The organism is Paraburkholderia solitsugae (genome assembly GCF_013177695.1).
In the GTDB taxonomy this organism is placed as follows: domain Bacteria; phylum Pseudomonadota; class Gammaproteobacteria; order Burkholderiales; family Burkholderiaceae; genus Paraburkholderia; species Paraburkholderia solitsugae.
In genome coordinates, this window is record NZ_WOEY01000037.1 from 134,406 (window position 1) to 161,168 (window position 26,763).

A 26,763-nucleotide genomic window follows, 5' to 3' on the forward strand; every position below is an offset into this window, starting at 1 on the left:
ATCGAGGGAACCCGAGAATCGCCCATGACCGATGCACCCTGTTCGCCACGCCCGTCGCCAGCCCAATGCGTCGCGACCTTGCATACGATTGCCGCCACCGTCTCCCTGCTGGAGCGGCAGGGGATCGGCGCGGATGTGCTGCTGGCGGGAAGCGGCATTAGTGAGGGAGATTTGCGGCAACCTTCCGGGCTCGTCACCCGTGCGCAGGAGCTGATCGTGTTCGCCAACGCGCTGCGCGCCCGTGGCGATACGCGCATCGGTCTCGATATCGGCCGCGCGATGCATATTTCGAGCTACGGCATCCTCGGGTACGCGATGCTGGTGAGTCCCACGCTCGGCGACGCGCTGCAATGCGCCCAGGACTTTCCCGTATTGCTCGGAAGCTACTTCAAGGTTTCGCTGCGCCGCAACGCAGACGAAGCGGCGATCGTCGCGGCTGACTATCACTACCGGCCGGATCTCACCGTGATCAATACGGACATGTGCCTCGCGTCGATGTGGGCGATCGTCTGCGACGTACTGTCAGCGCGGCGCGCGCCGTCCGAGCTTAGGGTGAGCTTCGGCGCACCCGCCCACGCGGACGCCTACGAAGAACGGATAGGCCGCCGCGCCACCTTCGACGCCGCAGAAAATGCGCTGATTTTTCCGGCCAGTTGGATCGACGAACCCTTGCCCCTCGCCGAGCCGGTGAGCTATCTGATGTCGCGCCAGCAATGCGCGCAACTGGAGCGCGAATGGGCCACCTCGGCAGGCAACGACGTGACCGCGCGCAGCCTGCGCCTGCTGTATTCCGACCCCCGTCGCTACGGTTCGCTGCGCGCGCTCGCCGATGCGTTGTGCGTGTCGGAACGTACGCTCAGGCGGCGTCTTGCGGGTAGCGGCTCCGCCTTCCAGGCGTTGCTCGACCGCGTGCGCCACGATCTCGCGCTCGATTACCTGGTGCGTACGCGCCTGTCGATGTCGGATATCGCCGAGCGGCTCGGCTATAGCGAAACGGCCGGCTTCCGGCACGCGTTCCGTCGTTGGACTGGCCATTGTCCGAGCGACTATCGCTGCGCGTAGCCCGGAGTTCGGTCGAAAGTCCCTTTGAACCCACCGTACTGACGATACCCACGGTATCGGCGGCGCGGCCACGCGCTGTGAAGTCACCTCCTGAGGCACTTCCGCTCCCGTCACATTGGCCACATTTATCCCCTCGATGACCGCTTCTCCGATATCGCTCATCCGCGCACCTCGGGCAGAATTTTCCCAGACGAATACAGAGGAGACACGAGATGCGAGAAGTCAGTGTGGCGGCAATCCAGTTGGCCGTGCCGGGTTGGGATCGCGAGGCTAACCTCGCCGAGGCTGAGCGCCTGGTGCGCGAAGCGGCGGCACAGGGCGCGCAGGTGATCCTGCTGCCCGAGCTGTTCGAGCTGCCGTACTTCTGCACTGAGCAGGACGCAAAGCACTTCCGTCATGCGCTGCCGTACGAGGACCACCCCGCCATCACGCGGTTTAGCCGCGTCGCGGCAGAGTTGAACGTGGTCCTGCCGATCAGCTTCTTCGAACGGGCCGGCAACGTCTTCTTCAACACGGTGGCCATGATCGACGCCGATGGCAGCGTGCTTGGCCGCTACCGCAAAACCCATATCCCCGACGGCCCGGGCTACAGCGAGAAGTACTACTTCACGCCCGGCGACACGGGCTTTCGTGTCTGGCCGACGCGCTACGGCAAACTCGGCGTCGGTATTTGCTGGGACCAATGGTTTCCGGAAACGGCCCGCGCGATGGCGCTCCTCGGCGCCGAACTGCTGTTCTATCCGACTGCGATCGGTAGCGAACCGCAAGACCCCTCGCTCGACAGCAGCGCACACTGGCAGCGCGTGATGCAGGGCCACGCAGGCGCGAACCTCGTGCCGTTGATCGCCGCGAACCGCACCGGCCGCGAGCAAGGCCGCGACTTCCCACAGCGCTATTACGGCTCTTCCTTCATCGCCGATCAGTACGGTGAGCAGGTGCAGAAAGCGGGGCGCGACGAGCCCGCGATCCTGCTGCATCGTTTCGACCTGGATGCGGTCGCCGCAACACGTCATGCATGGGGCGTGTTTCGCGACCGGCGTCCGGCCTGCTACGGCATCCTCGCGACGAGCGATGGCGAACACCGCACTCATGAGGGTCGACCTTGAGCATCGTATCCACGATGCGTGGCCGACTTCGGTCGGTTGGGTGACGGATTCGAACAGCAAGCATCCTGAGGAGACATTGCATGTTGACTGTATATAGCGATCGGCATCGGCTGCACCATGGCCATGCTGAATTGATCGACGGCGAAATGAAGCCTTGCTTCGAGATGCCGAGCCGCGCCGATTTCATACTTGAGCGGGTGCGCGAAACGAAGCTCGGCGACGTGATTGCGCCCGCATCGTTCGGACTCGAACCGGTGCACCGTGTTCACGACGAACGCTTCATTGCGTTTCTCGGCAGCGCATGGGACGAATGGAGCGCGTTGGGCCGCAAGCATGACGCGCTGCCGCTCATATGGCCGGTGCGCGGCATGCGGCAGGACCGCGTGCCTGAAGATATCGACGGCAAGCTCGGCTACTACTCGATGGATGCGGGTGTGCCGATTACCGCGGGCACGTGGGCCGCCGTCAGCGACGCGGTGAACGTTGCGCTCACCGGCGCACGCCACGTGAGGGAGGGCGCACGCGGCGCGTTCTCGTTGTGCCGGCCGCCCGGGCATCACGCTGCGGCGGACTATATGGGCGGCTACTGCTACATCAACAACGCGGCAGTGGCAGCGCAGTCGTTCCTCGACGCGGGCGCGAAACGCGTGGCGATTCTCGACGTCGACTATCACCATGGCAACGGCACGCAGAGCATTTTCTATCACCGTTCTGACGTCTTGTTCGTGTCGTTGCATGGCGATCCGCGCACTGAGTATCCGTTCTTTCTCGGGCACGCCGACGAAACCGGCACGGGTGCGGGCCTCGGTTTCAACGCGAACTTCCCGCTGCAACCGGGTACGGCGTGGGCTGACTATACGGTGGCACTCGACGCGGCGTGCGCGCGTGTAGCTGACTACGCGCCGGATGCGCTGGTGGTGTCGCTCGGTGTCGATACTTTCGAAGAAGACCCGATTTCGCAGTTCAAGCTGCGCAGCGATGACTATCTGCGTATTGGCGAGGCGATCGGACGATTGGGGAAACCGACTTTGTTCGTAATGGAAGGCGGCTACGCGGTCGCGGCGATCGGGGTGAACGCGGTGAATGTGCTGACGGGGTTTGAGTCGGTTTAACGGGCTTGAATTGGCTTTAACCGGTCCTCTGTTTTGACGCCGGCTGACTGTGAGCGAAGGGCGGCACGGTCAGCACGGTGTTCGAGCCTTTCTCGTCACAGTGAATGTAAGGGCGCTTAGCTGATAAAGCCGCTACAAGGCGTGGTTGGTGGCTGGCCCAGCGTACGCCGCGCAAAGTGTCTATGTCTGCGTTCTCGCACCACGGATACGCTACGATTCGAACCGGATTTCCGGTGAGTTTATTCACAGCGACTGAACGATCGGCGACGACCCCATGCTCCAGATACTAGGCAAAGCCTCATCCATCAACGTACGCAAGGTACTGTGGGCGTGTGCCGAACTCGGCTTGCCGTTTGAACGAGAGGACTGGGGTTCCGGTTTCAGGACGACCAACGTGTCTGAATTTATCGCTTTGAATCCCAACGCCATGGTTCCGGTGATCCGGGACGGCGAGTTCGTGCTGTGGGAATCCAACTCGATCATCCGTTACCTGGCCGGGCGCTACGGAGGCGAGATTCTCTACCCGGGCGACCCTTGCGAGCGTGCGAAGTGCGATCAATGGATCGACTGGCAGGCGAGCGAACTGAACCGGGCATGGAGCTACGCGTTTCTCGCGCTGGTGCGGCATTCTCCGGCTCATCAGGATCGGCAGCAAATCGATCTGTCGTGCGCGAACTGGGCGAAGCATATTGCCATCGTCGACAGGCAACTGGAGAAGACAGGCGCTTTCATCGCCGGGTCATCGTTCTCGCTGGCGGACATTCCGATCGCGCTCTCGATCAACCGCTGGCTCGAAACGCCGCTGCAGCACGCCGATTTCCCCGCGCTGACGGCTTACATGGCGCGCCTTGCCACGCGCCCGGGCTACCTGGCGTACTGCCGCAACGGCACGCCGTGAGCAGCGCATTTGCACTGCTCACGTGACGCATTGACGTGAGCGCGGTGACTCCGGCGCAAAGGATCTGCATCGCGCCGGGATGCTTACAAAAATACTCGCCCAATGCTTACGGATTCCTGATCGACGAGTGCATCTGCGCAGCATCCCCCGACTCGCCTACAATGGCCGCTTTTGCGACACAGATTGAAGGTTCAAAGATGCGGGTATTGAAATTTGCACTGGCTGTGCTGACGGCCTGTTTTACGCTGAACGCAAGCGCCGAGATGACGGCAGCGCAGTACAAGCTCTGGGCGCATAGCGACAACAACTCGGTCTACGCGGCTTACATCACGGGCACGATCAACGCGCTAGGATGGGCGAACGGGGATCTGGTGACGAAGAAACGTCCGCCGCTGTTCTGTCCGCCGCAGAACCTCGCGATTGGCAACCAGAACGTCTATCCGCTGCTCGATCAGTTTTTCACCAACCATCCAGGCCTTTCAGACGACTTTCCGATCGGCCTCGCCATTCTGCGCACGCTTCAAGCGGCGTTTCCCTGCTGATAAGGGGGCGCTGAAGAAGCGACGCCTCGCCGCCGACGCTGTCTCGTGACCGGCGCCGGCAGCCCGGCGATTCAATGCGGTCAATGCTGCTCGACGAACTCGACCACTTCGCCGTTATCGCGCTTCAGAAAAATCGCGTCGCCCTTGGTGCGAACTTCATTGCAGGAACTGCCGATCTTGTGGCCTTTGCTGCAGACCTTGCCGTCTTCCGCTTTCCATTCGCCCTTGTCCGTGAAGCCTTTGTTGGTGCTGAAGTCGTATGCGCCATCTGTGCTGTATTGGACGTGCCAGAGGCTCCCATCAGCCAGTTTGATGTTGAAGGTTTTGCCGGATAGCCGCTGCTGAATGTCGGAGGCCGATGCCGCTGCGGCATCGTCGGGAAATGCCGTCGAACCGGTGGTCTGCGCCATCGCGGCGAGAGCAGGCAGCATCATGACCGCAAGAATGAGCAGGGATTTCATCGAGTGTCTCCGCGTTGTTGGCAACAACTGGTTTTCGGACGATGTGGCAACCGTCCGTCGGGCGACGCTACACCGGGTGCATGGATCGGCGTGTGGTCCAGCGCACAGACCGGCGGCGTTTCAGCCCACACGTGTGGCCCGTTTTACGCTTGATGATCAGGGCTCTGACGCCATCTTGAACGCATCCACTGCCCACACTTCGTTCGCGAGAGTATGCGGATGCGAGCGAGCAAGCCACTCCGCCAACGGCGTGAGCCTTATACCTGGCGCAACCGAGCCGCCGAACGCTTCGGAAACGAACGGCGCGTCATCCTCCGGGCGGCGGACGATCTGAACGATATGGGTAATGCCGCGGGGCCGGGGGAGATTGATCGCCCATGCGGGATCGCCCATTTTCAAGCCGATGGCTGCGCAACGCGGAAGGGTGTCGGCCGTGATTTCGGCCCCCTGGAGAATGAATCCTGTGCGGCGCTCGATCTCGTGAATGATCCGATCGGACCACACGTGCAGCGCTTCGATGTCATGAGCGGCAAACACCCTGCGCGGGGGCGCCCCGCGAAAGGCCGCCTCGTTTTCCGCTTGCAGCGCCTGCGTGAGAAGCAGGGCCGTCCATCCCGAGCAATCGATGACCGGCGGGTTTGCTAAAAGTCCTTCGGACTTGATGCCGCGCCGGTATCCCACTCGCCCCGTGTAGCGCTGTACGAGCCGCCACATCGCTGCTTCGCCTGCCTCGAACGTCATCGCGCGCCGGTCCTCGTGTTGTTAGCCCAGGATGAGCGGCCGATCACACTGAAAACGCACGGTTTGCGGGGTCGTATGAACCCCGCAAACAAACGTCAGACCTGCACGAGCCCGGGGATCTGCACGTCCGGATTGACGTCGGCGTCATAGTCCACGCCGGCGATCTCGAATCCGAAGAGACGCAGGAAGTCGGTCTTGTAGCCGCTGAAGTCGGTGAGTTCGTAGATATTGTCGTTGGTCACCTGAGTCCACAGTGCCTGGACGCGGGCTTGCACCTCGGGATCGAGTTCCTTGTAGTCGGCGCGCAGACGGCCATCTTCATCGATGTGCGGCGTCGCGCCGTACATGCTGTCTTTGTAGAGCCCGTAGACCTGCTCGATACAGCCTTCGTGCGTGCCTTTTTCCTTCATGACCTTGAAGAGCAGCGACAGATACAGCGGCATCATTGGGATTGCGGAACTGGCCTGCGTCACGACGGCCTTGAGCACTGAGACGCGTGCATCGCCGCCCTTGGCCGCGAGTTTCTCGCGAATACCGAGCACCTTCTGGTCGAGATCTTTCTTGGCCGCGCCGATCGAGCCGTTCCAGTAGATATCGTGCGTGATTTTTTCGCCGAGATAGGTGAAGGCGGTCGTCTTCGCGCCGTCGGCGAGCACGCCGGCGTCGAGGAGGGCGTCGATCCACATCTGCCAGTCTTCGCCGCCCATCACCGCGACGGTGTTGTCGATTTCGGCTTGCGTGGCGGGTTCAAGGACGGTTTCCTTGATGACTTCCTTGTCGGTGTCGATGCCACGTAGATTGACGGCCTTGCCGACCGGCTTGAGGGTCGAGCTGAACACTTCGCCGGTTTTCGGATGCGTGCGCTTGGGCGCGGCGAGACTGTAGACCACCAGGTCGACCTGGCCGAGATCGCGCTTGATGACCTCGATGGTGCGTTGCTTGACTTCATCGGAGAAGGCATCGCCGTTGATACTGGTCGCGTACAGGCCTTTTTCCCTGGCGAATTTCTCGAAGGCGGCGGTGTTGTACCAGCCTGCGGTGCCGGCTTTGGTTTCGCTGCCGGCGCGCTCGAAGAACACGCCGAGGGTGGCGGCGTCGGCGCCGAACGCGGCGCTGATGCGGGCGGCGAGGCCGTAGCCGGTGGAGGCGCCGATCACGAGCACTTTCTTCGGGCCATTGGCAATGGGGCCGCGTGCCTTGACGTATTCGATCTGTTCCTTGACGTTGGCTTCGCAGCCGGTCGGATGGGTCGATACACAGATGAAGCCACGCACGCGCGGTTTGATGATCATGAAGCACCTCTTGTCGGAATTGCCGACATTATAGTGGTTGGTTTTTGCCTGATCGGCGGTTCTGTGGCTGTTTGCCTGGGGCGGTGGGACTTTCATGGTTTTTTTGCCTGTTCGGCGCTTGTTTCGTCTGTGTGCCTACGGCGTTGGCCTTTCCTTGATTTGATATTGGATTATTAGCGTTGCCCCTGTGCGGGGCGGCACCTACTTCTCTTTGCCGGCCGCAAAGAGAAGTAGGCAAGAGAAAGCGGCTCACCCCGCAAATTCTTAAGCGGGTCCCCCGCACAGTCACGGTAGTGGTGCATCTGGAATCTGTGTTCTCGCACATTCGGCGTGAGTGACAAGGCACTCATACTTCCCGCCTCGCACTCCGTGCTCGCCGGAAGGGTTTGCCGGCACACCAGTGCTTCATTCTGCGTGGTGGGCCCATCGGATTCGGCTCGGCAAAACGCAGGAATTCGCCGGGATTTCGGAGGCGCCGCTGCAAACTTGAGACTCTTCGCGAGAGTTGCCAAGCACGCACATTGCAAGAACGCAATTCCAGTAATACGTCGTCGCCTTGCGATGTTAGCGGCCCAATGGCGACGCACCGCCTCGCGCAAGCGCTGGCGCGAAAATGCAGGGTGTGTGGTTCGCCGAACTACCGCGTCGGCGCGCGCAGCGCCGCCGGAAGTATGACGGCCTTGTCACCAGGGCTGAATGTGCGAGGGCACGGATTCCAGATGCACCACTACCGTGACTGTGCGGGGGACCCGCTTAAGAATTAGCGGTGTGAGCCGCTTTCTTTGCTTATCTTTCTTTGCGGCGGCAAAGAAAGTAAGTGCCGCCCCGCACAGGGGCAACGCCAATAAACCAATATCAATTCAAGGAAAGGCCAATGCCGTAAGGGCACAGCCAAAAAGCGCCGCGCAGGCACACAGATCAACTCTTGCTACGATGCTGCCTTCGTCAAGCAGAACGGTACCCCCGAGTGAAGCGCCTGATCCCCAAATTCCTACAGACCCTTGAAAAAGGGCTAACCCTGGCGAACCCGCTCATCGCCCAGGCCCTCTGGCACTTGCGCCACCCCACACGCCGCGGCGTGGCATGGGCCTGCGCCGCCATCCCCGCGCTCTTCGTCCTGTATGTGCTGGCCCTGATTCCGTTCACACCGAGCATCGGCGACATCCGTAAGGCGAAAATCGAGCAGCCGGCGCAGATTCTCTCGGCCGACGGCAAACTGCTGGCCGAATTCAAGCCCTCAAACCGCGAGTGGGTGCCACTCAAGGACATCTCGCCGAATGTGGTGAATGCGCTGATCGCCACGGAAGACCATCGCTTCTACCAGCATTTCGGGCTGGATTGGCGCCGCACGGCATCGGCCGCGCTGCACACGTTTTCCGGCGACCGCCAGGGCGGCTCCACGATCACCCAGCAACTTGCCCGCAATCTCTATCCGGACGAGATCGGCCGCGCCCCCACGCTGACCCGCAAGATCAAGGAGGCGATCACGGCCCTCAAGATCGAGGCGCTCTACACCAAGGACGAAATCCTCGAGACCTACCTCAACACGGTGCCGTTCCTCTACAACGCCTACGGCATCGAGATGGCGGCGCGAACCTATTTCGACAAATCGGCCGGCGACCTGAACGTGCTGGAAAGCGCGACCCTCACCGGCATGCTCAAAGGCAATAGCTACTACAACCCGGTGCTCAACCCGGACCGCGCCCTGGAGCGGCGCAACACGGTGCTGGCGCAAATGGTCAAGTACGGCAAGCTCACGCCCGCGGCCTACGCGACGCTCTCGCGCCGTCCCTTACGCATCGATTTCGAGCGGCAGACCGAGCCGCCCGGACCCGCGCCGCACTTCGCGCAGCAACTGCGCAAGTGGCTCGCGGCATGGGCCGATCGCAACGACTACAACATGTATTCCGACGGACTGGTGGTGCGTACCACCATCGATTCCCGCTTGCAGATCATGGCCACTCAGGCCGTGACCTTGCAGGGCAACCAGTTGCAAGGCATCGCCAACTCGGCGTGGGGCGCGCGCGCGGGGTGTGCGAACGGCCGCGACCTGCTGCAGACTTTCCTGCGCGAAACCCCTGACTATCGCGCCGCAAAAGACGCGGGCCTCACGGACGACGACGCCATGAAGCGCGTCTCGTCTGACCGCAACCTGGTGCAGTCGGTGTGCGAGTCCAAGACCCGGGTGCAGGCGGACTTTCTCGCGATGGACCCGCGCAACGGCCAGATCAAGGCATGGGTCGGCAGCCGCGACTTCAGCCAGGACCCGTTTGACCACGTTCAGCAGGCGCGGCGTCAACCGGGTTCGACTTTCAAGCCGTTCGTCTACGCCGCAGCCTTCGAAGACGGCGCCAAACCCTCCGATACGTTTATCGACAAGCCCGTCGAGATCCCGCTGGCCGGCGGCGAAGTCTGGCGTCCGGGCGACGAGGATGAGCCGAGCGAGCGCGCCATCAGCCTGCGCGACGGCCTTGCTTATTCCCGCAACCGGATCACCGCCCAGTTGATGGAAACAGTCGGTCCGAGCAAGGTCGCGCGACTTGCGCGCGCCATGGGCGTGCGCGACAGCGAACTCGACCCGGTGCCGTCGCTCGCGCTCGGCACGAGCCCGGTGACACTGAAGGAAATGGTCTCGGCCTACGGCACGATCGCCAACCTCGGCGGTTACGTGGAGCCGGTGATGGTCACGCGTATCGAAGACCGCAACGGCGAAGTGCTGGCCGAATTCGCACCGGTGCCGCCCAAACAGGAGCTGCCGGTCGACGCCGCCCGCACGCTCATCGACGTGATGCGCGACGTGGTGAGCCGGGGCACGGGTTCGAGCATTCGCACCCGCTTCGGGGTTCGAGGCGATGTCGCGGGCAAGACGGGCACGACGCAGGGTAACGCTGACGGCTGGTTCATCCTGATCTCCCCGCAGCTCGTGGCAGGGTCGTGGGTCGGCTTCAACGACAGCCGCGTGACCTTGCGCAGCGACTATTGGGGCCAGGGGGCGCACAGCGCGTTGCCGATCGTCGGCGACTTTTTCCAGCGCGCGCAAAGGGCGAAGCTGGTCGACAGCCGCGTCAGGTTCGCGACCGATCAGGAGCCTGGCTGGTTTGCGGAACGCTCGGGCCGGCTGCGCGAGTGGTTCGAGCATCTGTTCGAAGCGTCGCCTGCGAAGACTGAAGCGCCGGTTGTCACGCGCAATATGACGCGCCATGCGCCTGCTGTTGTCACAGCTACGGCTGCTGCCGCACCGGCATCCGCTGCGTCTGCATCGGCCGCGGATGTCGAACCGCGGCCGCTACCGTCGCAACCGCCGCTCCTTCAAGCACCGGCGTCAGCGTCTGTGCCTGCAAACAGGGCAGTCGACGGTGAGGCGCATGGCAGCGGCGAGCCAGCCCTGGCGCCGACGCCTACGCCGGACGACGTGCTACCGCCGGACGCAGGCGGCGGCACGGCAAACTCACTCCCAAGCGTGCCGGCCAGCGCGAGCGCATCGCCCTGAGGTTCGACCATGCCGCGCCGCGTGGCTAAGTCCGCGCGGCGTTTTTATTTGCTTGCCTCGCCATCGTTCTTTCGGGGCGGCGATTTTGTTCAGCACGGCGGAAACGGTTTCGCAAGCTCCGGCGCGGCTCCGCTTCATAACAGCTTTTCTGAGTCAGGATAGTCGGCGTTCCGCAAACGCCGCTAGGATGGCCTCGCCACCTTAGCCCTGCCTGCTGCCTCCGGGTCCGGAAGACCGCACGACGCCTCGAGCGACGCGTCGTGATGCAGCAGAAGCACGGCCGCCACCCCGACGAGTCCCGCACCCGACAAACAGAGCAGGCCGGCGCCGAAGCCGCCGGTGCTGTCCTTGATCCAGCCCATCGCGTAAGGCCCGAAAAATCCCGCCAGATTCCCGAGGGAATTGACCGCGGCGATGCCGCCCGCCGCCGCCGCGCCCGACAGGAACGCGGCCGGCAAGGTCCAGATGACGGGCAGGCAGCCGAAGATGCCGAACCCGGCAATCGACAGCGCGATCATCTTCTGCACCGGATTGTCGAGCCCGGCCGCGGCCGCGATGCCGCCGGCCGCGACCAGCAACGCGATCGCCACGTGCCATTTGCGTTCGAGCTTGCGATCCGAATGGCGGCCCCAAAAAATCATGCTGATCACGCCGACGATGTAAGGCAACGAGGTCACGAAACCGGTCTGCAGATTGGTGAGACCGAAGGACTTGACGATCTGCGGCAGAAAGAAACTCAGGCCATAGTTAGTTGCGTTCGCACCGAAGTAGATGAGCGCGACAGCGAGCACCCGCGGATTGAACAGCGCTTCCTTCACGCTGAAGATGTGCACGGCCTCGCGATGCTCGCGCTCCTGAGCCTGGCGGGCGACCAGCCAGTTGCGTTCATCGTCGGCAAGCCAGGTGGCGTCGGCGGGCTTGTCGGTCAGATAGAACAGCACGGCGAACGAGAGCAGCAGCGCGGGCAGCGCTTCAATCAGATAAACCCATTGCCAGCCGGCTAGCCCGCCGTGTCCGTCCATCGACAGGAGCGCACCTGAAATCGGGCCGCCGATCACGGTTGACAGCGGAATGGCCGCCATGAAATAGCCGACCACGCGGGCGCGATAGGCGGCGGGGAACCACAGCGTCAGCAGAAAAATGATGCCGGGGAAGAAGCCCGCTTCGGCCACGCCCAGGAGAATGCGCAAGCCGTAAAACACGTGCGCGGGCGAGAGACCGGTGAGGCGGGCGAGGTCCGGGATGTACGCCATCGCGCCTGCGAGGATCCCCCATGTGAACATGATCCGGGCGATCCATCGTCGCGCGCCGAATTTCTCGAGCAGAAGATTGGATGGGACTTCGAAGAAAAAATACGCAATGAAGAAGATGCCTGCGCCGAAGCCGAATGCACTGGCGGACAGGCCGAGCGCCTTGTTCATCTGCAGTGCAGCAAAGCCGACGTTGACCCGGTCGAGATAGGCGATGAAATAACAGACGATCAGAAACGGCACGAGACGAACCGTCACGCGCGTTATGGTGCGTGCTTCGATATCCATCGACGTCTCCTCCGGCCCGGCGTCCGGGTGGTTGATTGGTGTCGTTACAGACTAGTCGGTGGAGAGCGTTTGCGAAAGTGTTTAGGCGTGGCTGCGCACGCCGCAAAGAGCGCCGCGATGCGCCTCAATCGGCTGGAGGCGCATCGGGCAGGTTGCTGGCACGAGGAGGCGGGGCGCGCCCGACGCTCCCCCGAAGTTCCTGCGCCGTAACCCTGCAACGATTCGCCTTAGAACCGATGCGTCATACCCACCGTCGCAAGAATCTGCTTGGTTCCGGGTGCGGTTACGGTCACGCCCGGCCAGCTCACCGTGGCGGTACCGTTGTTCTTCATATAGCCCGCCCGCATGTACAGACTCGTACGTTGGGAGATCGAATGATCGACGCCCAGTTCGATGCTCGGCGTATTGTCATGCGCGCCGCGCACGCTGCGCTGAACGCCAGCAATCGTGATCGTATCGGCCGGGGTTGCCTGGATCGTCGCGCCCAACTCCGCAATGCTTAGCGAATGGCCCGTGCCCAGGTGCGCGGCCAGCGACCCTGGCGCCGGGTCCTGCGAGCGGTTGTAGGAGTAGTTGAACTGAAAGTTCACGATACCGATCCGGTAAGCGAGCGCGCCGATGAAGTGCTCGGTGCCCAGCAGGGCTAGCGGACCAGGCAGGCCGGCGATGGTTTCCTGTCCCGGATGCTGGTTCACGTACGCGAGGCCGGCGTAGAAGCCGTAGCCCGAGTAGGTGGCCGCGACGTTCAGCATGTTGCCCGTGGTGGCCGGCACAGGCTGGGTCACCGTCGCGGAGAACGCATACATGCCGTAAAGCTTCAGGCCTCTCAGATCCGGCGATTGATACATGATCGAATTGCTGGCGCGGCCGGAATCGTACTGCGTCGACAGCGTGTTCCGGTCGACGGCAAGGACGTTGGCCGAAAACGGCGACAACACTTCGTTCGCGCGAAACGGATCGGACGGATAGATGACCCGGAAGCTCGGCTCGTACTGACGCCCCATGGTCAGCGAACCGTGTTTGTCGTCGCTCAGGCCGACCCATGCCTGACGATAGAAGAGCGCCGTGGTATCGGCGAACAACCCGCCGTTGTTCACGTTAAAACCCGATTCGACCTGGAACTGCGCCTTCAGGCCACCGCCGAGGTCTTCGGTGCCCTTCAGGCCGAACAGCGAACCCGTCGAGCCGCCGCTCTTTTCCGAGTACGAATGGACGCCGCCGTTGTCCAGATACTGGATGTTCGCATCGACGACGCCGTACAGGGTCACACTCGAGTCGGCGGCCGCAGCGCCACCGGCGGCAAGAATCAGCGTGGCTCCGCAAACGCCATGATTGATAAAACGCATGCATGTCTCCTCTTTTTATATCCGCCTCTCGCGGACCTGATTGCACAGTCTTGCTGCGGGGCAAGCCCGGGTAGGGTTCTCCGACCCGAACTCCCGTGCGCCGCAAAATGGAATGACCGTGCTAATTTCAGTCAACTAGCGGAATAAAGCCAGTGCATTGTTTGTATGAGAAGAGTGCAGAAAGCGCATAACACAGGAGGGCCGTGGAATCAGGGCTGAGGCCCGTGGAGGCGCGATGTTCGTCTGTTGTGCGGTGGACTCGCGGAGTCCGTTCCAGGCATGGACGGCTGGCGATTGTTTAAGCGTCTGCAACAGTGTTTTCAGCTGACGAAGCTGATCTGGCGCGCCTGATTGCGCATAATTTCGAGATTGGTAAAACGGTTAAAAAATGTAGACGCATCATGTTCAACAATGTCTCAGATCACCTGCCGGATCAGGAGGGTGAATCCGTAGCACTGCAGCGCCGAAGCCCGTCGTTCAACCGGGCACGCGTGCTTATTGCTGCGGTGCTCGCGTGCGCCAGCCTGGTGGGATGCGCATCGGCGACCGACGTGGTCGCCACCGACAAACCCGGCACCTACACGGTAGCGGCGAGTGCGACCGGCGGGCGGATGGCCTGGGCCCGCGCGCACGATCAGGCAGTCAGCGAGGCGCGCGACTACTGCGAGCGCCTCGGCATGCAGAGCAGTGTCACGACTGAAACGGTCAGCGGCGTGCAGATGATGACCGCGCATGCATCGTCAGTGAACTTCGAATGTCATCCGAAGTTCTAGGGGTGGGAGAGGCGGTGCCACACCGCACCGCCTGCATCTCACGTTACACGCTCACTGCTTGTCGAGCGTGAATGTCCAAAGCTGAAGCCGACTTCACCGACGCGGCCCAGTTCGCCGCCACTGCGGTGAGTTCGGTGCGCGCGCGTTCGAGCGCTTCGATCCGCGCCGCCTCGTCTGAAAACTGCAACGGCTGCGCGTCGACGAACGACGGGTCCGCAACGCCAAGAAATCCGAAAGCAGCCTTCAGCGCCGGCGTCAACGCATCCATCGACGAGTAGGGCGAGCCGGCACGCAAGTCAGCACCGCGAGTCGTGATGAAAAGCACCTTCTGCCGCGCAAGCTGACCTGCTGTCTGCCCGTCGTCCGTAAACACATAGGTCAGCTTGTGATTACCCACTTCTTTCGCGAATCCTGGTAACCTGGCTTGCATCACGACGATGCGTGCGAGAAGAATGGCCGGGAAACGACAGGTAGAAGATCAGGCGTGGTTTGAGGGGGAACTTGAAGGAAGCGAATTCCGGGACGCGCGGCTACGCAAGCGGTTTGGAACGCTGCTGGAGCAACTGTGGAAGGGCATGGGGCAGACCATTCCGCTTGCCTGTCAGGACTGGGCCAGTACGAAGGCAGCCTATCGCTTCATGGACAATGATCGTGTCAGTGAACAAGACATTCTGAGCGGGCATTTCCAGGCAACCGCACAGCGTTTTTCCTCGACCGATGGACCGGTTCTTGTCCTTCAGGACACCACTACGTTTTCGTACGAAAGGGAACGTCCCGAACTCATCGGTTACGCTGGCAGCGCGATAACTTCCGCCCAGCGGCGAGGCCGGGCGACGCCGAGCCCGCAATGCGGCATCCTGATGCATTCAAGTCTCGCGGTAACAGCGCAAGGCCTGCCGCTCGGAGTGGCCGCCATCAAATTCTGGAGCCGCAAGAAGTTCAAGGACACTGCGACCCGACGTAGCAAGGTCAACTTCACTCGCATACCGATTGAGCAAAAGGAAAGCTTTCGCTGGATTGAGAATCTGCGGCAATCAACGACCCGACTCGGCGATCCGGATCGCTGTGTGCATATCGGTGACCGGGAAAGCGACATCTTTGAACTGTTTGATGCTGCCAGCGAGCACGGAACGCATTTTCTGGTTCGTACCTGCTCGAACAGGTTGGCCGGTGACGGCGGGCATACCGTTGCAGAGGAAATGTCAGAGGTGCGGGTCAAGGGATTGCACCGCATCGAGTTTCGCGACGCCAAAGGGCGACCTCACCGGGCGCTTCTTGAGATCAGATACCGGCGCCTCACGGTTTGGCCGCCCGTCGCAAAGCAGCGGCACTATCCAGCGCTCAGACTGACGGTCATTCATGCGACAGAGCGCGGCGAGCCCACGGGTCGCAAGCGTGTCGAATGGAAGCTGCTTACGGATCTGCCGGTGAACTCACGCGTGCAGGCAATCGAAAAGATCGATTGGTACGCGATGCGCTGGAAGATAGAAACGTTTCACAAGATCCTGAAGTCGGGCTGCAAGGCTGAAGAGTCGCAGTTACGTACAGCCAGCCGGTTGACCAACCTGATCGCCATCTTCTGCATCCTCGCCTGGCGAGTATTCTGGCTGACCGAGATCAATCGGTCTGCACCAGAGGCGCCACTGGAGGTGGCGCTCACCGCAACCGAGGTGACGCTCCTTGACCAGCTTGTCAAAGACACAGCACGCGCCGCACAGGCGCCTGCCCTGTCACGCTGCCTCATCAAGCTCGCCCAGCTGGGCGGCTATCTCGCGCGCGCCAATGATCCTCCGCCCGGCAATAAGGTCATCTGGCGCGGCATGCATCGGCTTGTCGACATCCAGATCGGGTACTGGTTGGGGCGTGAAAATAGTGGGTAATCACAAGATAGGTCAGCCCGGTACGCGTGATGCTGTCAATGAAGGCCTTGAACGCGGAAGGCATCGACCAGTTGTACATGGGCATGGCAAAGACGAATGCGTCGGCGTCGAGCAGGCGCTTGCACAGCGCATCCGATGACGCCAATGTCGCTTTCATGGCGGGTGTGCGCTCGTGCGCCGGCGTGTAGGTCGCGATGGCGAATGCTTCGTTCACATGCGGCGGCGTATCGACCGTGACGTCGAGGTAATCGACCTCGATATCCACACCGTCTTCACGCAGGCGCTCCAGAAAATACCGGCTTAACGCGCGCGAATTGGATCGTTCGCGTTTGGCACTCGCGTCGACGTGCATGATTTTCATGAGTTCTTTCCTTCTTAAGGTTTAGGCAGATAGGGTTCGCGCAGGCATGGCTGCAGTGCGCTCAAGCCGGCAACTTGCGAAACGCGATCGCGAAGCGGTTCCATGCGTTGATCGCGGAGATCAGCAACGTCAGGTCGACCAGTTCCTCGTCGCTGAAGTGCGGGCGTACGGCTTGCCACACGGCGTCCGGTACGTGTTCTTGCGACACCAGCGTGAGCGCTTCGGTCCATTCGAGCGCGGCGCGTTCACGGTCGGTGAAGAAGGGCGTTTCACGCCACACCACGACGGTGGCCAGACGCCGCTCGGACTCGCCGCCTTTGCGGGCGTCGGTAGTATGCATGTCGACGCAGAAAGCGCAGCCGTTGATCTGCGACGCGCGCAGACGGACCAGTTCGATCAGCGATTTTTCGAGGGCCGATTTGCCGATGCGTTCTTCGACGCCGAGCATCGCCTTGATGGCGGCGGGGTTGGCTTTGTAGAAGTCGAGACGTTGTTCCATGATTCACTCCTTAGCTGGCTGGATCCACTCAATGTGGTTCGGTGAGTGAAGATTAGGCGCTCGACTGGCCTTATTAAATAGCCGATTTTATCTAAATTAAGGTAACCACTTTTGTGGCGTGAACCAGGGGGTGCCCGTCGTGCGTCCGGAGCAACCTGAGCCATCCCTGGCGGGCTTACAAAGCGCCCCAAGGTGTAACGCAGTGTTACGTCAGCGCTTGTCGTGACAAATTGGAATATCCCTACAGAACAATGTTCCGAAAACAACGCCATAGTTGGGTAGACTTCACCTGCATCATCGTTCCGGTCCGGTGAATCGACGCGCCCTGGTTTTGTGGGGCAGCCGCAGTTTTCGGAGGTTGGCATGAGCGAAGTGACGTCCACGCAGCCGAAGCGTTCCCGACGCGGGCGAATCGTGTTCGCGGTGATAGTGCTGGCGCTGGTCGCCCTGATGCTGGTGCACCTGCTTCGCCCCAAGCCACCCAAGGCCGGCGTGGAGCCCCAGGTCGTGACGGCCGCCGCCGCGACACTCGGCGAGATGCCGGTCATCCTGAGCGAACTGGGCACGGTCACGCCCGTGGCGACGGTGACCGTGTTGCCTCAATTGAGCGGCTATCTGACAGCGGTTGGTTATCGGGAAGGCCAGGACGTGGAGAAAGGGCAGTTTCTCGCCCAGATCGATCCGCGCCAGTACGAGATCAGCAAACAGCAGGCCGAGGCCCAACTGGCCAAGGACCAGGCGGCGCTTGCCCAGGCCCGCTCCGACCTCGCCCGTTTCGCTCAGTTGAACGAGCGAAAGTCGATCGCCGAGCAGACCTACGTCGATCAGCAGTTCCTCGTCCAGCAGGACGAGGCCGCGGTCAAGGTCGACAAGGCCAATATCGCGCAGTTTGAACTCGACCTGGCGTATTGCCGTATCACCGCCCCCGTTTCCGGTCGGGTCGGCCTGCGTCTCGTCGACCCCGGCAACTACGTCACCGCGTCGAGTCAGCCGGGCATCGCGGTCATTACCACCATGAAGCCGACCACGGTGGAATTCACCGTGCCGCAGAACTCGCTCGCCGACGTGCTGCGGCGCGTCAATTCCGGTGCGAAGCTGCCGGTCACGGCGTACCGCAGCGACAACAGCACGCTGGTGGCGACCGGCATGCTGTATGCCGTCAATAACCAGATGGCCACCAGCACCGGGACAGTCTCGCTACGCGCGACCTTCCCGAACGACGACGAAGCGCTGTTCCCGAGCGAATTCGTCAACGTCAAGCTACTGGTCGATACGCTCCAGAACGCCGTGCTGGTGCCGACGCCGGCCGTGCAGAGCGGCGCGCCGGGCGATTATGTGTATCTCGTCAATGCCAACAACACGGTGTCCGTGCACAAGGTCACGCTGGGTCCGAGCGACGGCAAGCACACCGTCATCGCGTCCGGCCTCGCGGCCGGCAACACGGTCGTGACCGACGGCATGGACCGGCTGAGTGACGGCGCGCAGATCAAGGTCGCCCCGGCGAAGCAACCGGCGCCAGCCGGCGCGGCATCGTCCGCGTCCTCTGCCGGCGCGGCCCAGGAGCACCGGCAGAAGACGCCGGCCAGCGCCTCGCAAGCGTCGTAAGCGGCGGACGACGAGCTGATGAACCTCTCCCGCCTGTTCATTCTTCGGCCAGTAGCCACCTCGCTGCTGATGATCGCCCTTGTGCTGGTGGGGCTGGTCTCAGTGCGCTTTCTGCCGGTCTCCTCGTTGCCCGCTGTCGACTATCCGACGATCCAGGTGCAGACCTTCTATCCGGGGGCGAGCCCGGACGTGATGGCGACCACCGTGACTGCGCCGCTGGAAGTGCAGTTGGGGGAGATCCCGGGTCTGCAACAGATGATTTCCTATAGCTCGGAAGGGGCGTCGGTCATCACTTTGCAGTTCGATCTCTCGCTGAGTCTCGATATCGCCGAGCAGAACGTTCAGCAGGCGATCAACGCGTCCAACAGCTATCTGCCGAGCGGTCTGCCGGCGCCGCCGACCTATGCGAAGGTGAACCCCGCGGACCAGCCGATCCTGACTCTCGCGGTGACATCCAAGTCGATGTCGCTCACCCAGTTGGAGGATGCGGCCAACAACCGGCTTGCCACGAAAATCTCCGAGGTGCCTGGCGTGGGCCTCGTCGGCCTCGCCGGCGGCAACGTGCCGGCGGTCAGGGTGGAGGCGGACCCGCAGAAGCTGGCCGCCTACGGCCTGAGTCTCGACGACCTGCGCACACTGCTGGCCAACGTCAACGTCAGCCAGCCGAAAGGCAATTTCGACGGACCGGAGCTGGACTACACGATCAACGCCAACGACCAGATCGTCGATCCCAAGGATTATCTGGACACGGTGATCGCCTACCAGAACGGCGCGCCCGTGTACCTGCGCGATGTCGCGCGGGCCACCCAGGCCCCGCAGGACGTCGAGCGGGGCGCCTGGTACAACCACACGCCGGCGATCGTGCTCAACGTGCAGCGTCAGCCGGGGGCGAACGTGATCGCCACGGTCAACCAGATCATGAAGCAGTTGCCCGCGCTGGAATCCACGCTGCCGGCGGGCATGCAGGTCACCGTCGTCTCGGACAGCACCGGCGTGATCCGCTCGTCGGTTTCCGACGCGGCCTTCGAGTTGGTGCTCGCAGTGGTGCTGGTGGTGCTGGTGATCTTCGTGTTCCTGCGCAACGTGCCGGCGACCATCATCCCCAGCATCTCGGTGCCGGTTTCGCTGATCGGCACGCTCGCGGTGATGTACGAGCTCAATTACTCGATCGACAACCTCTCGCTGATGGCGCTGATCATCGCCACCGGTTTCGTGGTCGACGACTCGATCGTGATGATCGAGAACGTCGTGCGCTATCTGGAGGAGGGGATGAGCCCGCTGGAGGCGGCTCTCGAAGGCGCCGGACAGATCGGCTTCACGATTCTTTCGCTGACCATCTCGCTGATCGCGGTGCTGATCCCGCTGCTGTTCATGGGCGGGGTGATCGGGCGTCTGTTCAGCGAATTCGCGGTGACGCTCGCGGTCACCATCGTCATCTCGGCCGTGGTCTCGCTGACTGTGGTGCCCATGCTTTGTGCGCGAATTTTGCGCGCCCAGGCGCAACGGCATCCGAGCCGCTTCGAGCGTATCAGCGAGGGCCTGTTCAACAAGACACTCTCGGGTTATGAACGCGGGCTGCGCTGGGTGCTCGATCACCAGACCCTCACGCTGCTGGTGGCGGTTGGCACGGTGGTGCTCACGGCGGTCCTGTACATCGTGATTCCCAAGGGGCTGTTTCCGGTGCAGGACGTCGGCGTGATCCAGGGCATCAGCGTGGCGGACAACTCGGTGTCCTACACGGCGATGGCGGTGCGCCAGGCGGCACTGGCCGAGGCCATTCTCAAGGACCCCAACGTCACCTCGGTCACCTCCTACGTGGGCATTGACGGGACCAATCCCACGCTGAACAACGGCCGCTTCCTGATCAATCTGAAGGCTCGAGACGACCGTTCGCTGACCGCGCAGCAAATCGTCCGGCGCCTGCAACAGGAGGTGGCCGACGTGCCGGGCATCAAGCTGTATCTCCAGCCCGAGCAGGATCTCACGCTCGACACCACCGTCTCGCCGAACCAGTACAAGTTCGTACTGCGCGGGCCGAACCAGCAGGCGTTCGACCAGTACGTGCCGGCGCTGATTGCACGGATGAAGCAGATCGCCGCGATTACCGACGTGACCAGCGATCTGAATACGCAAGGCCTGAGCGTCAATGTCGAGGTCAACCGGCAACTGGCCGCGCGCTACGGCATCACGGCGGCGACCATCGACAACGCGCTCTACGATGCGCTCGGCCAGCGCATCGTCTCGACCATTTTCGAGCAGTCGGATCAGTACCGGGTCATTCTCGTGGCCAAGCCTGAGGCGCTGCCCGATCTGGATTCGCTTGGCAACCTGTATCTGCCCAGCCAGACCAGCAGCACCGGCCAGGTGCCGCTCAAGGGGATCGCCACGATCAAGGTCACGAAGTCGCCGCTCGTGATCAGCCATCTGGCCCAGTTCCCCGCCGTCACCATTTCGTTCAATCTGGCGAAGGACGCCTCGTTGAGCACGGCGGTGGACCAGATACGCAAGGCCGAGACGGCGGTGAATCTGCCGCCGTCGATTACGTCCTCGTTCCAGGGCGCGGCCCAGGCGTTTGAAGATTCGTTGCAGAGCGAGGTGTATCTGCTGGTCGCGGCGCTGGTCGCTGTTTACATCGTGCTGGGCGTGCTCTACGAGAGCTACATCCATCCGGTGACGATCCTGTCCACCTTGCCGTCCGCCGGCATCGGCGCCTTGCTCGCGCTGATGATCGCGGGCAGCGACCTGGACGTGATCGGCATTATCGGCATCGTGCTGCTGATCGGCATCGTCAAGAAGAACGCGATCATGATGGTGGACTTCGCGCTCGACGCCGAGCGCAACCACGGCAAGTCGCCGCGCGACGCGATCTTCGAAGCTTCGTTGTTGCGCTTCCGGCCGATCCTGATGACAACGCTCGCGGCCATGCTCGGCGCCTTGCCGATGCTGCTCGGCACCGGCACGGGTTCGGAGCTGCGCCGGCCGCTCGGCCTCGCGATCATCGGCGGCCTGACCTTGAGCCAGATGCTGACGCTGTTCACGACGCCGGTGATCTACCTCTGCTTCGACCGGATTGCCCAGCGTGTGCGCCAGAGGGCGGCTGATCGCGCAGCGAGGAGCGCGCCGTGAACATCTCGGCGCTGTTCATCCGCCGGCCCGTCGCGACGACCTTGCTGGCCGTCGCGATCCTGCTGTCGGGTGCGCTTGCCTATTTCCGGCTGCCGGTTGCGCCGCTGCCGAACATCGCCTATCCGGTCATCGTGGTGCAGGCAAACATGGCGGGCGCCAGCCCGGAAATCATGGCCTCCACGGTGGCCGAGCCGCTGGAGCGCCGGCTCGCCACGATCGCCGACGTGAGCCAGCTGACCTCGACCAACTACGTCGGCTCGTCGATGATCGTCATCGTGTTCGGGCTGAACCGCGATATCAACGGCGCTGCCCGCGACGTCGAAGCGGCCATCCAGGCAGCCCGCGCCGACCTACCCACCACGCTGCGCAGCAATCCGACCTACCGCCAGTACAACCCGGCGGGGGCGCCGATCATGGTGCTCGCATTGACGTCAGACACGCTGACCAAGGCGCAGCTCTACGATTCCGCCGATTCGGTGATCCAGCAGCAACTCTCGCAGGTCGACGGCGTCGGGCAAATCACGCTCGGGGGCGGCGCGTTGCCCTCGGTGCGGGTCGAGTTGCAGCCGGGCAAGCTCAACAGCTACGGCATCGGGCTCGAAGACGTGCGCGCGGCGATCGGTGCTGCGAACGCCAACAGTGCGAAGGGGCATATCGACCAGGGCGAGCAGCGCTACGAGATCCTATCCAACGATCAGATCAGCAAGGCCGCGCCCTACCGTGACGTCATCATCGCGTACCGCGACGGTGCACCGGTGCTGCTGCGCGATGTCGCCCAGGTGATCGACTCGAACGAAAACATCCGCAACGCAGGGCTGTACAACAGCAAGTCGTCCGTGCTCGTGATCGTCTACCCGATGCCGGGCAGCAATGTCGTCAAGACTGTCGCGCAGATTCAGGCTCGCCTGCCTTCAATCGAGGCGGCATTGCCGAGCGCCATCCGCGTCAACGTGGCGATCGACCGCTCCGAATCGGTCAGGGCCTCGGTGGGCGATACCGAACGCACGCTCTTCATCGCCGTGCTGCTTGTGGTCGGGGTGGTCTTCGTGTTCCTGCTTTCGCCGCGTGCGACGCTGATCCCCGCGGTCGCTTTGCCGCTGTCGATCATCGGCACGTTCGGGCCGATGTACCTGCTCGGCTACAGCATCGACAACCTCTCGCTGATGGCGTTGACGATCGGCACCGGCTTCGTGGTCGACGATGCGGTGGTGGTGCTGGAGAATATCGTGCGCCACCTCGAAGCCGGCCTCGATCCCAAGGAGGCCGCGCTGCGCGGCAGCGCCGAGGTGGGTTTTACGGTCATCTCGATGAGCCTGTCGCTGATCGCGGTGTTCTTGCCGATCCTGTTGATGCCGGGCATCGTCGGCTTGCTGTTTCATGAATTCGCGGTGACGCTGTCCATCGCGATTCTGTTCTCGCTGCTGATCTCTTTGACGATTACGCCGACCATGTGCGCGTATGTGCTGAGCCATCAGCATGCGAAGCACTCGCAGGCGCGCTGGGCGAGCTGGTTCGAAGCGCAGTTCGAGCGTTTCAAGAATGGCTACTCGCGCTCGCTGGACGCCGTGCTCGACCACTCGTTACTGATCGGCCTCATGTTGGTCGCGCTGCTCGTGCTCAACGTGTTCCTGTTCAGATTGTTGCCGGCCACCTTTTTCCCGGAGCAGGACACCGGCATCCTGATCGGGCAGATCATCGCCGATCAAAGCATCTCGTTTCCGGCGATGGAAAAGAAGCTCGCGCAGTTGCAGTCGATCGTCCAGCAGGACCCCGCGGTGGCCTCCGTCGCGGGCTTCACCGGCGGCCGGGCACTCAACAGCGCCAACGTCTTTATCGAACTCAAGCCATTGGCCCAGCGTCATCTATCGGCCACCCAGGTCGTCAACCGCCTACGGCCGAAACTGAATGCGGTATCGGGCGCGCGGCTCTTCCTGCAGGCCCAGCAGGATCTGCAGATCGGCGGACGGCAGGCCGCCGCCGAGTATCAATACACACTGACCAGCGACGATGCCGATGCGTTGTTCAAGTGGGTGCCCAAGCTCGTGACCGAACTCGGCAAGTACCGCGGGCAACTGCTCGACGTCAACTCGGATCTGCAGCAAAACGGCCTGCAAACCTACCTCAATATCAGCCGTGCCACCGCGACGCGCTATGGCTTCCAGCCGAACCAGATCGACAACGTGCTCTACGACGCATTCGGCCAGCGCACCGTTTCGACGATCTACAACGCGCTCAATCAATACTTCGTGGTGATGGAGGTGGCGCCGCAATACTGGCAGTATCCGCAAACCCTCGACCAGATTTTCCTGAGCACGGCCGCAGGCAACGCGAACGGCACGCAGCAGACCCAGATGCCGGGCGGCACCGTCACCGCGCCCAAGCAGGCTGTGGCCGTGAACACCTCGCAAAGTACCAGCAGCAACACGAACGCGCTGAATGCCAATGCCGAAGCCAATCAGCTCACCAACAGCATTTCCAATAGCAAGGGCGGCAATTCCAGCGGCAGCGCGGACAGCACTGCGGCCGAGACGATGGTGCCGCTTCGGACGATGCTGACTTACGCCAACAGCCACACCGCGACGCAGGTCAACCATCAGAGCGGCCTGGTGGCCGGGACCATCTCGTTCAACCTGCCGGGCGGCGGCTCGCTCAGCCAGGCGGGCGAGATCATCAAGAAAGCCGAGCAGGACATCAACATGCCGGCCTCGATCCACGGTGCATTCGCCGGCGCGGCGCAAGCCTACGCGCAGTCGATGGGCACCGTGCCGCTGCTGATCCTAGCCGCCCTGGTCGTCGTTTATATCGTGCTGGGCGTACTGTACGAGAACACGATCCACCCGCTCACCATCCTGTCCACCCTGCCGTCTGCTGGGATCGGCGCGACGCTCGCATTGCTGGTCTTCGGCACGCCGTTTTCGGTGATCGCGCTGATCGGCATCATTTTGCTGATCGGCATTGTCAAGAAAAACGGGATCATGATGGTGGACGTCGCCATTCAGTTGCAACGCAATGAAGGGATGGACGCGAGGCGGGCCATTCATGAAGCCGCCGTGGTGCGTCTACGGCCGATCATGATGACCACCGCCGCGGCCGTGCTCGGCGCGGTGCCGTTAGCGATAGGGATCGGGCAGGGTGCGTCGCTGCGCCAACCACTGGGCGTCACCGTGATGGGAGGTTTGATCGTGAGTCAGGTCTTCACGTTGTACACGACACCGGTGATCTACCTTTACCTCGACCGCGTGCGTTTCAGGATTGCCAGGTGGTCCGACGGCTTGCCGTGGAACCGCCGAACGGATACGAGAGCATGAAGATGAACACTCCCCGCACCCCTCTGGCCGCGATCGTTGCCTTGCTGGTGAGTGGCTGCATGGTCGGCCCGGACTATCACCGGCCGCCGGTGCCCGTGCCGGCGACCTACCTGGAGGCGCCACCCGGATGGACGCAAGCCGAACCGGCCGCCGAGGGGCCGAAGGGCGACTGGTGGACCGGTTTTAACGATCCGCTGCTGGATCAGCTTGAACCCATGGTGTCCGTGTCCAACCAGACCGTGCGTCAGAGCTATGCCAACTACCAGCAGGCCCTTGCCGAGGTGCGTGTCGCGCGCAGCGCGTTGTTTCCCACCGTCAGTGCCACCGGTTCGGTGACCCGGCAGCGCACGTCGAACAGCAGTCTGAGCAGCAGCGGCGCCAATGCCGGATTCGGCAATTTTCAGTCGGTGAATAACTCGGGCTCGCTCGAAGGCAATGTGAGTTGGGCGCCTGATCTGTGGGGGCTGGTCCGCCGCACGATCGAAGAGAACGCCGCGACTGCCCAGGCGAGCGAAGCGACGCTCGCCAATGCCACGCTCTCCGAGCAGACCGCGCTCGCCACCGCGGTGATTTCGCTGCGAATCAGCGACGCCAACATCGACCTGCTGCAGCACACGGTCGATGCCTACCAGGGGTATCTGCGCGTCGTCGCCGATCAGGACTCGGCGGGCACGGTGCCGCCGTCCAACCTGATCACCGCGCGTACCCAGCTCGAGAACGCCCAGTCCAGCCTGATCGCGCTCGGCGTCGCACGGGCCCAATTTGCGCACGCGATTGCGGTGCTGGTGGGCAAGAATCCGGAAGACCTGTCGATCCCGCACAGCACGGCGCTACCGGCACTGCCCACGATTCCGGCCGGCGTGCCCTCGACCCTGCTGCAGCGCCGGCCGGACATTTCCACCGCGGAACGCCAGATGGCCGCGGCGAACGCGGCGATCGGTGTTGCGGTGGCGGCTTATTACCCGACCATTTCGCTGTCGGCACTGGACGGCTTTACGCAGTCGCCGTTGGCCGGCCTGCTGCACATCGCCAATCATGTGTGGTCGCTGGGCGGGAGTGCCACTGAGACGCTGTTCGATGGCGGTGAGCGTAGCGGCGAGGTGGCGGTGGCCAGGGCGGCGTATGAGGCATCGCTCGCCAACTACCGCGGCACGGTGTTGACCGCGTTTGAAAATGTGGAGAACGACCTCTCCGGGTTGCGGATTCTCGCCCAGCAGGCCGAGGTGCTGGACACCGCCGTGCGCGACGCGACCCGCGGCACCGAGATCGCGTTCAATGAATACCAGGCCGGCACCGTGGATTACACCACCGTGGCCACCGCTCAGACGACCCAGTTGAACGATCAGCAAACGGCGCTGAGCGTCCAGCAGCAGCGCCTGCTCGATGCCGTATCGCTGATCGGCGACCTTGGCGGCGGATGGTCGGATAGCGAGCTTCATGACCCGCGCCGTTCCGGGGCTTCAGCAGCGAACCCGTGATTGGGCTGATTGAGCGTAGGTCCGTCATGTTCGCGTGACGCGCGGGCGATCAGCTGAATCTGTTTCGGCTGATCGCAATGGGTTCTGGGCCTGGCTATCGTCAACTATTGTCAACCATGACGTGACACAAGACTGACACGACGCG

General features: G+C 62.6%; 19 protein-coding genes and 1 pseudogene. 12 read left to right on the forward strand and 8 right to left on the reverse strand.

Annotation, left to right across the window (positions count from 1 at the left end; all coding sequences use genetic code 11):
* The first annotated feature begins 24 nt into the window (after positions 1–24).
* The 5 genes from GNZ12_RS10085 to GNZ12_RS10105 all read left to right on the forward strand — a co-directional run bounded on the left by GNZ12_RS10085 (position 25) and on the right by GNZ12_RS10105 (position 4,720).
* Positions 25–1,062 carry an AraC family transcriptional regulator gene (locus tag GNZ12_RS10085; protein WP_172310205.1) on the forward strand — a complete coding sequence of 346 codons (1,038 nt, stop codon included), beginning with the start codon at positions 25–27 and terminating at the stop codon, positions 1,060–1,062.
* A 212-nt stretch (positions 1,063–1,274) separates the two neighbouring features.
* A complete protein-coding gene (aguB, locus tag GNZ12_RS10090; protein ID WP_172310206.1) occupies positions 1,275–2,168 on the forward strand; it encodes an N-carbamoylputrescine amidase in 894 nt (297 codons plus the stop codon).
* An 80-nt stretch (positions 2,169–2,248) separates the two neighbouring features.
* Positions 2,249–3,280, forward strand: coding sequence for a histone deacetylase family protein (locus tag GNZ12_RS10095; RefSeq protein WP_172310207.1), 1,032 nt, complete (start codon positions 2,249–2,251; stop codon positions 3,278–3,280).
* A gap of 274 nt (positions 3,281–3,554) precedes the next feature.
* Positions 3,555–4,178, forward strand: a complete 624-nt coding sequence (locus GNZ12_RS10100) for a glutathione S-transferase family protein (protein WP_172310208.1) — start codon at positions 3,555–3,557, stop codon at positions 4,176–4,178.
* 197 nt (positions 4,179–4,375) lie between these two features.
* On the forward strand, positions 4,376–4,720 hold the full coding sequence (locus GNZ12_RS10105; RefSeq protein ID WP_074285982.1) for a hypothetical protein: 345 nt from the start codon (positions 4,376–4,378) through the stop codon (positions 4,718–4,720).
* An 80-nt stretch (positions 4,721–4,800) separates the two neighbouring features.
* Here the strand turns inward: GNZ12_RS10105 and GNZ12_RS10110 are convergent, their stop codons facing one another.
* From GNZ12_RS10110 to fabV, 3 genes are all read right to left on the reverse strand, one after another.
* A complete protein-coding gene (locus GNZ12_RS10110; RefSeq protein ID WP_172310209.1) occupies positions 4,801–5,181 on the reverse strand; it encodes a hypothetical protein in 381 nt (126 codons plus the stop codon).
* 156 nt (positions 5,182–5,337) lie between these two features.
* Positions 5,338–5,922, reverse strand: a complete 585-nt coding sequence (locus tag GNZ12_RS10115) for a hypothetical protein (RefSeq protein WP_172310210.1) — start codon at positions 5,920–5,922, stop codon at positions 5,338–5,340.
* Positions 5,923–6,017: 95 nt separating this feature from the next.
* On the reverse strand, positions 6,018–7,214 hold the full coding sequence (gene fabV / locus GNZ12_RS10120) for an enoyl-ACP reductase FabV (protein ID WP_172310211.1): 1,197 nt from the start codon (positions 7,212–7,214) through the stop codon (positions 6,018–6,020).
* 967 nt (positions 7,215–8,181) lie between these two features.
* Here fabV and GNZ12_RS10125 point away from each other — a divergent pair.
* Positions 8,182–10,704 carry a penicillin-binding protein 1A gene (locus GNZ12_RS10125; RefSeq protein WP_172310212.1) on the forward strand — a complete coding sequence of 841 codons (2,523 nt, stop codon included), beginning with the start codon at positions 8,182–8,184 and terminating at the stop codon, positions 10,702–10,704.
* Between the two features lie 182 nt (positions 10,705–10,886).
* On the opposite strand, the gene GNZ12_RS10130 is transcribed toward GNZ12_RS10125, so the two are convergent.
* Both GNZ12_RS10130 and GNZ12_RS10135 read right to left on the reverse strand, forming a co-directional pair.
* Positions 10,887–12,242, reverse strand: coding sequence for an MFS transporter (locus GNZ12_RS10130; protein ID WP_172310213.1), 1,356 nt, complete (start codon positions 12,240–12,242; stop codon positions 10,887–10,889).
* 227 nt (positions 12,243–12,469) lie between these two features.
* A complete protein-coding gene (locus GNZ12_RS10135) occupies positions 12,470–13,588 on the reverse strand; it encodes a porin (protein WP_172310214.1) in 1,119 nt (372 codons plus the stop codon).
* A gap of 401 nt (positions 13,589–13,989) precedes the next feature.
* On the opposite strand from GNZ12_RS10135, the gene GNZ12_RS10140 reads away from it, so the two are divergent.
* On the forward strand, positions 13,990–14,361 hold the full coding sequence (locus tag GNZ12_RS10140) for a hypothetical protein (RefSeq protein WP_172310215.1): 372 nt from the start codon (positions 13,990–13,992) through the stop codon (positions 14,359–14,361).
* A gap of 43 nt (positions 14,362–14,404) precedes the next feature.
* Here GNZ12_RS10140 and GNZ12_RS10145 read toward each other — a convergent pair whose 3' ends face one another.
* Positions 14,405–14,791 carry an NAD(P)H-dependent oxidoreductase gene (locus GNZ12_RS10145; protein WP_268959020.1) on the reverse strand — a complete coding sequence of 129 codons (387 nt, stop codon included), beginning with the start codon at positions 14,789–14,791 and terminating at the stop codon, positions 14,405–14,407.
* 22 nt (positions 14,792–14,813) lie between these two features.
* Between GNZ12_RS10145 and GNZ12_RS10150 the strand changes: the two genes are divergently transcribed.
* Positions 14,814–16,241 carry an IS4 family transposase gene (locus GNZ12_RS10150; RefSeq protein ID WP_172310216.1) on the forward strand — a complete coding sequence of 476 codons (1,428 nt, stop codon included), beginning with the start codon at positions 14,814–14,816 and terminating at the stop codon, positions 16,239–16,241.
* A 7-nt stretch (positions 16,242–16,248) separates the two neighbouring features.
* Here GNZ12_RS10150 and GNZ12_RS10155 read toward each other — a convergent pair.
* Together GNZ12_RS10155 and GNZ12_RS10160 are read right to left on the reverse strand one after the other, a co-directional pair.
* Positions 16,249–16,602, reverse strand: a pseudogene (locus GNZ12_RS10155) (FMN-dependent NADH-azoreductase); the annotation flags it as partial.
* A 61-nt stretch (positions 16,603–16,663) separates the two neighbouring features.
* On the reverse strand, positions 16,664–17,101 hold the full coding sequence (locus GNZ12_RS10160) for a carboxymuconolactone decarboxylase family protein (protein WP_172310217.1): 438 nt from the start codon (positions 17,099–17,101) through the stop codon (positions 16,664–16,666).
* Positions 17,102–17,464: 363 nt separating this feature from the next.
* Between GNZ12_RS10160 and GNZ12_RS10165 the strand changes: the two genes are divergently transcribed.
* The 4 genes from GNZ12_RS10165 to GNZ12_RS10180 are packed head-to-tail and all read left to right on the forward strand — an operon-like array spanning position 17,465 to position 26,618.
* A complete protein-coding gene (locus tag GNZ12_RS10165) occupies positions 17,465–18,706 on the forward strand; it encodes an efflux RND transporter periplasmic adaptor subunit (RefSeq protein WP_172310218.1) in 1,242 nt (413 codons plus the stop codon).
* A gap of 18 nt (positions 18,707–18,724) precedes the next feature.
* Complete coding sequence (locus tag GNZ12_RS10170; RefSeq protein WP_172310219.1) at positions 18,725–21,832, forward strand: efflux RND transporter permease subunit; 3,108 nt, start codon at positions 18,725–18,727, stop codon at positions 21,830–21,832.
* The gene (locus GNZ12_RS10175; protein WP_172310220.1) at positions 21,829–25,140 is read left to right on the forward strand and encodes an efflux RND transporter permease subunit; all 3,312 of its coding nucleotides are present in this window, start codon (positions 21,829–21,831) and stop codon (positions 25,138–25,140) included. The genes GNZ12_RS10170 and GNZ12_RS10175 overlap by 4 nt, the downstream gene beginning before the upstream one ends.
* A 2-nt stretch (positions 25,141–25,142) precedes the next feature.
* Positions 25,143–26,618: an efflux transporter outer membrane subunit gene (locus tag GNZ12_RS10180; RefSeq protein ID WP_172310221.1), complete on the forward strand. Its 1,476-nt coding sequence runs from the start codon at positions 25,143–25,145 to the stop codon at positions 26,616–26,618.
* The last annotated feature ends 145 nt before the right edge of the window (positions 26,619–26,763 follow it).